Origin of the sequence: Intrasporangium chromatireducens Q5-1, assembly GCF_000576575.1 — a bacterium.
GTDB lineage: Bacteria > Actinomycetota > Actinomycetes > Actinomycetales > Dermatophilaceae > Intrasporangium_A > Intrasporangium_A chromatireducens.
The window spans coordinates 1-6,689 of record NZ_AWQS01000204.1; the positions used below are offsets into that span (position 1 = coordinate 1).

A 6,689-nucleotide genomic window follows, 5' to 3' on the forward strand; every position below is an offset into this window, starting at 1 on the left:
GAACAGCGCGTTGAGCTCGAGCAGTGCCGCCGCCCCGGAGATGCCGCGGGCGGCCAGGTCGGCGGCGCTGGTGTCGGTGACCTCGACGAGGAACTGGTCCCGCACGGTGCGGAAGAATCGCTCGATCTTGCCCTTGCCCTGCGGCCGGTGCGGGGTGGCGTGGATCAGCCGGATGCCCAGCTTGGCGCAGGCCCGCAGCAGCCAGGAGTCGACGTAGGCCGAGCCGTTGTCGACATAGCAGGCGGCCGGTACACCGCGGGAGGCCAGCGCGGGTTCGAGCGCGGCGGCCAGGCGCACGACGTCCTCGGCGAACCCGAACCGGTAGCCGGTCACCAGTCGGGAATGATCGTCCAGGAAGGCGAACAGGTAGCTCTTGCGTCCGCCGACCTTCGGGCCGTGCAGCGCGTCACCGACCCACCGCTCGTTCGGCGCGTCGGCCTCGTACCGGCCGAACACCGGCGAGGCCCCGATCGCCGGGCCCATCAGCTGGCGCCGGTGGAACAGCCGTAGCAGGGTCGACTCGGACGGGGAGTACCCGGAGGAGGAGCGCAGGATCCGCGCGACCTGCGCCGCGGTGCGGGCCGGGTTCTCTCGTTTGAGCGCGACCGCCAGCTCGAGGACCGCGGTGTCGATCCGGGACCCGGGCTGACGGGTCGAGGGGGTCAACGCCTCGAACCCTCCGGTGCGATACCGACGGATCCACCGGTCCAGCGTGTCGCGCGAGTAGCGGTGCTGCCCGCCGAACGGGCCGGCATGGGTCCGGTCCGCGATCGCGCGCACGACCTTTCCCCGCGCCTTGCTCGACAGGCCCGGATCGAGGGCGGGACAGATCAGCTGGTAGCGGAACAACGCCACCTGCTGGGCACGCTCGCTCCGCTTGTGCTCGTCTTGCTCGGGTGTGCTCGCCACGAAAACTCCTCCTGGACAAGGGAAAACCCGACCGCGGCGCGGCCGGAGTGGGTCCCTTGCGAGGATGCCGACACCCGGGGCCGGCGCGTCAGGGGCAACTCGTGTTGGCGCCCACGCCCGGGAACGCCGGGGGCCATCCCGGGGCGAGCAGCCGACCACCGGAACACGCCACGGCGACCTGCCAGTCCGTCACTGGGCCGAGCACCCCGAACCGGCCGAACCGGCCCGTCACCGCCTCGCTGGCCGCCGCGAGGGCCGCCAGCAGGTCCCGCCACGAGCAGCCCTGCGCCTTGGGCACCGTCCACTCCACCCCGGCCCGGGCCGCGACCTGCAGCAAGGACGCCCGCACCTGTGCCAAGCGCGCGGTCATCACCCGCAGCCAGCCGCGGACCGTCGCCGCCGGCACACCGAGGGCCTGCCCGATCACTCGATGCCCCGACCCCCTGGCGCGAGCCGCCAGCGCGGCACCGACCACCTCGGCCGCGTACCCGCGCCGCAGCAGCACCGTCACCGGCAGCAGCACGTGCGTCAGCAGACACCCCGGACAGCGAGCCCGCCGCGGACGTAACACGCCGCCGAGCCCGTGCACCCGCCGCGGCCGTGCCCACCCCCACGGACGCAGCTCCCGAGAACATCCCGGGCACTCGATAAGTCCGGACACCAACCGAGACTCGACCCGAGCCTGATCGCCTTCTACTGTGAGCACCGATGCCTCCGCGCATCCGGCACGGCCCTCCCGCGGCGTCTTCCAGGACAATCACGCGCGAGGGCCGTGATCGTCTGATTCCCCCAAGCATCCTGCCCGACATCGGCACAGTGACGACGCCGATCAACCAGCACCATCACGCCGGACCCGAGTCACCCCTCATCGGCAAGCTCAATGACAGACCCCGATCCCCACGTCGTCATCCAGGACGACGGTCAACAGCAGGCCGACGCCCGAGCGTTCGGCGAGAAGTTCTTCGGCTACTACAACCACGAGCACCGCCACTCCGGGATCGGGCTGCACACCCCGGCCTCGGTCCACCACGGCACCGCCGGCCACGTCCGCGCGCTGCGACAGGCAACCCTCGACGCGGCCTACCAGGGCCGCCCCGAACGGTTCGGCCACCGCCGACCAACGCCCCCGAAACTGCCCGACCAGGCCTGGATCAACCAGCCCTCACGAGAAGCACTCATACAGACCAGCTGACAACCGCTGTCTCATCCGCCTTGACAGGTTCCGCCCCGCCTCTACCAACCGGTGGGTGGCTGCCTCCTGTAGTCGCCAGTGATCACTCCCCCCATAGCTGCATCGACCCGGCCGCTCGCACCACACGTATGCGCTGCGTGGCTCCTTCCGCAGGCGCAGCCGCAGCGGGCCCTGCCGGATCAGGAGCCGGTCGATCGTGCGCTCCGCTGGGAGCTTCACCCCGTGCCCGGATTTGCGCTCAGCTCCATCCGGGTCCGGCGCGATCCCCCACCGCGGATGCTTGCGACGCACCTCGGTCACAGCGACCTCCACAACGGAGGACGCCTAATCCGGGCACGACGCCGGTCGATGGGACCGGTCCGCCAACCACAATCAACTGATCAGTCAGATACCGACCGACCCCCAGTGCAACCTCGCCCGGCGCACCCTGCGCGAGCACGTCGACCGCAGTGAAATCCGCGGCTGCCAACACCGCACGGACCGCATCCCCCTCTGCTCGATGACAGCCAAGACAACCAGTGCCAATCCCGGCCTCCTCGAGTCCGGACGTCCCACGGTGACGACCAGCCCCGCGGTGACGAACCGGGCGCCTGTCGCGAAGCAGGTGGCGGACGACTGTCGCGCATCACCCGACCGACGACAGAGGTCAGCAGTCGTGTCTTGACAGAGGTGACGCTTGACAAGGACGCCGGTGACGCTTGACAAGTCTGTGTCAGCCGGTGCTTGGCACAGATCCAGGTGAACGCGCGAGGGGCATGTGCGATTTTGCGCCGGCTGCGGTGCGGGTGGCCCGTTCCGCATCAGCTCATGACGGCAGCTGGCGACCTAGGGCGACGATGATCTCCTCATCGGTGAAGCCGAGAGTCCTCGCACGCGCCACGAACTCTGCAGCCATGCCTTCGAGCAACTGTCGTCGACCTCCTTCAGGTGCTCGCGCGTGCGCGGCGACCCGGGTGCCGCCGCCGCGGCGGGAGGTGAGTAGTCCCTCTTGCTCGAGCTCCCGATAGGCGCGCCCGACCGTCCCGACAGCCACGCCGAGATCGCCGGCCAGTTGGCGCAGTGGCGGGAGTCGGTCGCCCGGGCCGAGAAGCCCTGCCGTGATCAGGTCGGCGAGCTGGCGCCGAACCTGCTGGTATGGCGGCGTCGGGTCGTCTGGCTGCAGTGTGAGGACCAGCGTCACCGAGTCTCCACGGGCTGTTGGGCTCTCTCAGCAGGCAGTGCCCCTGGGGTGACTATCAGGCCCAGGAGCCAGCCGAGCACCAGCAGGGCCACCGGCACGCTCGCGAGCAGCGCCCAACCGACTGGCGCCATCCAAGGGCGTTGGCAGTCCATCCTCAGCAGGGCGGTCCCTGCGAAGAAGGCAATGCCGGCGTGGCTAGCCGCCAGAGCGGCACCTGCTGCCGCCAGAACCCGTGTCGTGGACGCCCGGCGGAGCACGTCGTCGCCCACCTCGTCGGGCGCGAAACCGCGCGGCCGGCGTACCACCGCCATCAACGCAGCCAGGGTCGCGAGGCCCATGACGACAAGCAGCGCAGTCAAGGGCCCGGAGTAGAAGCTGCCCGGATAGGGAGAGGCGACGCTACCGGTGCCACCGCACTGCGCGGCCACCTGCCGGCCGGCGCGTCCCATGTCGTCCGCGGAGGCGGTCGCCGTGGTGAGGGTCAGGGCGGCGAGGTGCAGCGCTGCAGTCGCCACGACCACGGTGGTCACGCCCCGCGGCAGGTACTCGGTCACCTGTCGCGTCTCCAGTGAAGCGGTCCGGGGACCGGCCGGTCGCCGCGGTCGGACCACCGTTTCACCGAGTCCGACACCAGCAACGAGGGAGACGCCCAGGATGGCGGGGGCCAGCATGGCCCCACGCCCGAGGTCCAAGGTGCCCTGAAGCAGCCACGCGACAACGCCGCCAGTGACAACGGCGGCAGCCAACATCAGCCGGACCCTCTTCCACTCGTCGCCCGTCACGATGCGTCGTCGGGCCAGCGACAGAGCGATCAACGTCAGCAGAAGCGGCGTGCCGACGAGAACGAACAGAACGATGAGCGACATCGAAACCCCCGCGCGTTTGTGTCACGTAGTTGTGACAAGAGGAGAATGAATCGATGCGTGGCTTTGTGTCAAGCCCTCGGCACAAGCTATTTCGTCGACCCCACCGCTCCGAGCGGGCATCCATCCAACGGTCGACAACCACCCCGGCATCCCTCCGCTTAACGACAACGGCCACCGAGCCTTTCCCAATGCTGAGCCTGTCCGGCGCATTGACTGTCAAGCATCAGGCCAGACGGCACCGTCAAGCATCACCCGAGACAGGACACGGAGTCGGGATCCGTGTCTTGACTCATCTGATGCTTGACAGAGTTGTGTCACCTGATGCTTGACACTCCGGCTAGGAAAAGGTGGCAGCGGTCCGTGGCCGCTGTCCCTTGATGCTACGCACGGGCTTGGTGCTGGTTCGGCGGAAGACGCGGGTCTCGCCGTCGGTCTCGACCGTCACGGTGGTTTCGGCGACGTGGACGGTGACGGTGTGGTGGGCGTGGGCCCGGCCGATGGCGATCTTCTGCCCGGCGACCATGATCACTCCTTCGGTCGAGGCGCGCCGTTGCACGGTGACGGGCTCGGTCGAGGGCCGTAGCGGTGGCCCGGCCGGGCGGACCCCGCGCAGGCCTCGCAGCTGCTCGGCCGGGATCGGGTTCGGGCGGGTGCGCAGCAGCTCGCGGGTGTCCAGGTCGAACGCCATCAGGGTCTGGCCCTCGATCCGGATCCCGACCTGCCGGCCGCCGAGGATCTCGGCGATCAGGACCTTGCGCCCGGCCAGGTTGATGCTGCCGAAGCGGGACACGGCACGCTCGAGCTCGACCACCCCGTCGGGTTCGAGCGTGGACGGCAGCGGTGGTGGACCGGCAGGGACCGCGCCTTGGGCCACGAGGATGGCCAGGTCGTTGACGGACAGGTGGGAGCGGACCGTCTTGACCCGGGTGCCGCCGATGCTCAGGTGGACCATGTCGCAGTCGATCCAGAACGTTACGACCTGACCGACCCGGGCCGGGCCGAGCCAGAACTGCTGCCCGCGGATCGCCAGGTTCCCCGACGGGCCGACGACGCGCTCGAGCTTGACTGCGTCCCCGGGCTGCCTGCCCAGGGTGGGTGCCACCGGGAGTGCCACCGGGGGTTCCATCGGGGGTTCCACCGCGGACTCGTCGGTGGCGCAGCGGTCCTCACGCGGTCGCGCCGGTTCGGTGACCGCATCCAGGGCCGGTGGCAGCCACAACGGCAGCACCTCGCGTACCTCGGTCGGCACCGCAGCGAAGCGTTCCGCCGGCGTCACGGGCAGCGTGTCGTTCAGGGCTTGGTGCGGCCGGTCGGTGTTGTAGCCGTGCACCCACGCGTCGACCGCGGCCTGGGCCTGCTCGACCGAGGTGAACGGGCCCGCCTCGTCGAGGAAGTCCGGGCGGAACGTGCCGTGGAACCGCTCCACCTTCCCGTTCTGGTTCGGTGAGGCCGGGGCCGTGAGCCGGTGCCGGATCCCGTTGCGGCGACAGATCTTGTCGAACAACACCTCCCCGTTGCGTGGCCCGTGGGTGCCGAACCGGTCGGTGAACTGCTTGCCGTTGTCGGTGATGACCTCCTCGGGGACGCCATATCGGGCCAGCGCCTGCGCGAACGCCAGGCACACCGCCCGGCCGGTGGCCCGCTCCACCACCGCGGCCATCACGCAGTACCGGGAGTGGTCATCGACGCCGGTGACGATTTTCGCCTCCCGCCCACACCGGTGACCTCGTCGACCAGCTGGATCCCGCCGACGATGTCGATCCCCCACAGCTGCATCGGCCCCGGCCGCTCGAACCGCACGTACGAATCCCGAGGACGCTTCCGCGGCCGCGGCGTCACCAGGTCCTTGCGCCGCAGGATCCGGTTGATCGTCGCCGTCGACGGCACCGTCACCCCAGTCACACCCTCGCCCGCGCCCTCGCTCGACCACGGACCCGGGGCCCGCAGCAGCTCCATCCGGATCCGCTTGGCACCCCACCGCGGATGCTCGCGGCGCATCTCTGCCACCCGCACCTCGACCGACCCGGGCGTCTGGTGCTTGCACCCCGGTGGCCGGTGCGACCGGTCCGCCAGACCCGCGACCCCCTCGAGCAGATACCGCGCCACCCACGTGTGCACGCTCTGACGCGACACCCCGGCCTGGGCAGCCACCTCGGTGACCCTCGCGCCACCCAGCACCGCCCGCACCGCGTCCAGCCGCAGCTCGACCACCGACATCACTACCAGTGCCAATCCCGGCCTCCCTGCCTCGACGGTGCCCACGGAGCACCGACGAACAGCGTGGCCGACAACGGCCGGCGTCAAGCATCAGCTGACACACGACTGTCAAGCATCACCCGAGACAGGACACGGAGTCGGGATCCGAGTCGGTGAGGACTTTCTGTACTGGCTCAAGCTGCGCCTGCGGCGCAGAAAAGCGCGGGGACCCGCGGCAGGGACCCCGCGCTGCGGGCGGCGCTGGCGCGCCGTCCTCGCGCACCCCACCGCCCCCACGCTTTCGACCACATCCAGGGGGCGACCGCCCTGCCGCCCTCAACTGGAC

5 protein-coding genes and 1 pseudogene are annotated in these 6,689 nt (G+C 70.1%); 1 reads left to right on the plus strand and 5 read right to left on the minus strand.

Annotated features, from left to right (window positions below; genetic code table 11):
* Positions 1–909, minus strand: a 909-nt coding sequence (locus tag N864_RS17420) for a DDE-type integrase/transposase/recombinase (protein WP_034719880.1), incomplete at its 3' end; no start/stop codon positions are given.
* An 88-nt stretch (positions 910–997) separates the two neighbouring features.
* Entirely contained in the window at positions 998–1,432 is a 435-nt protein-coding gene (locus N864_RS17425) for a hypothetical protein (protein WP_205620986.1), read from the minus strand.
* 357 nt (positions 1,433–1,789) lie between these two features.
* Here N864_RS17425 and N864_RS17430 point away from each other — a divergent pair, with 357 nt between their 5' ends.
* The gene (locus tag N864_RS17430; RefSeq protein WP_051518745.1) at positions 1,790–2,101 is read left to right on the plus strand and encodes a hypothetical protein; all 312 of its coding nucleotides are present in this window, start codon (positions 1,790–1,792) and stop codon (positions 2,099–2,101) included.
* An 805-nt stretch (positions 2,102–2,906) separates the two neighbouring features.
* Here the strand turns inward: N864_RS17430 and N864_RS17435 are convergent.
* From N864_RS17435 to N864_RS17445, 3 genes and pseudogenes are all read right to left on the minus strand, one after another.
* Entirely contained in the window at positions 2,907–3,281 is a 375-nt protein-coding gene (locus N864_RS17435) for a GntR family transcriptional regulator (RefSeq protein ID WP_034719885.1), read from the minus strand.
* Positions 3,278–4,147, minus strand: coding sequence for a hypothetical protein (locus N864_RS23760; protein ID WP_051518746.1), 870 nt, complete (start codon positions 4,145–4,147; stop codon positions 3,278–3,280). The genes N864_RS17435 and N864_RS23760 overlap by 4 nt, the downstream gene beginning before the upstream one ends.
* Before the next feature lie 337 nt (positions 4,148–4,484).
* Positions 4,485–6,379: pseudogene (locus tag N864_RS17445) on the minus strand (IS481 family transposase).
* Between the last annotated feature and the right edge of the window lie 310 nt (positions 6,380–6,689).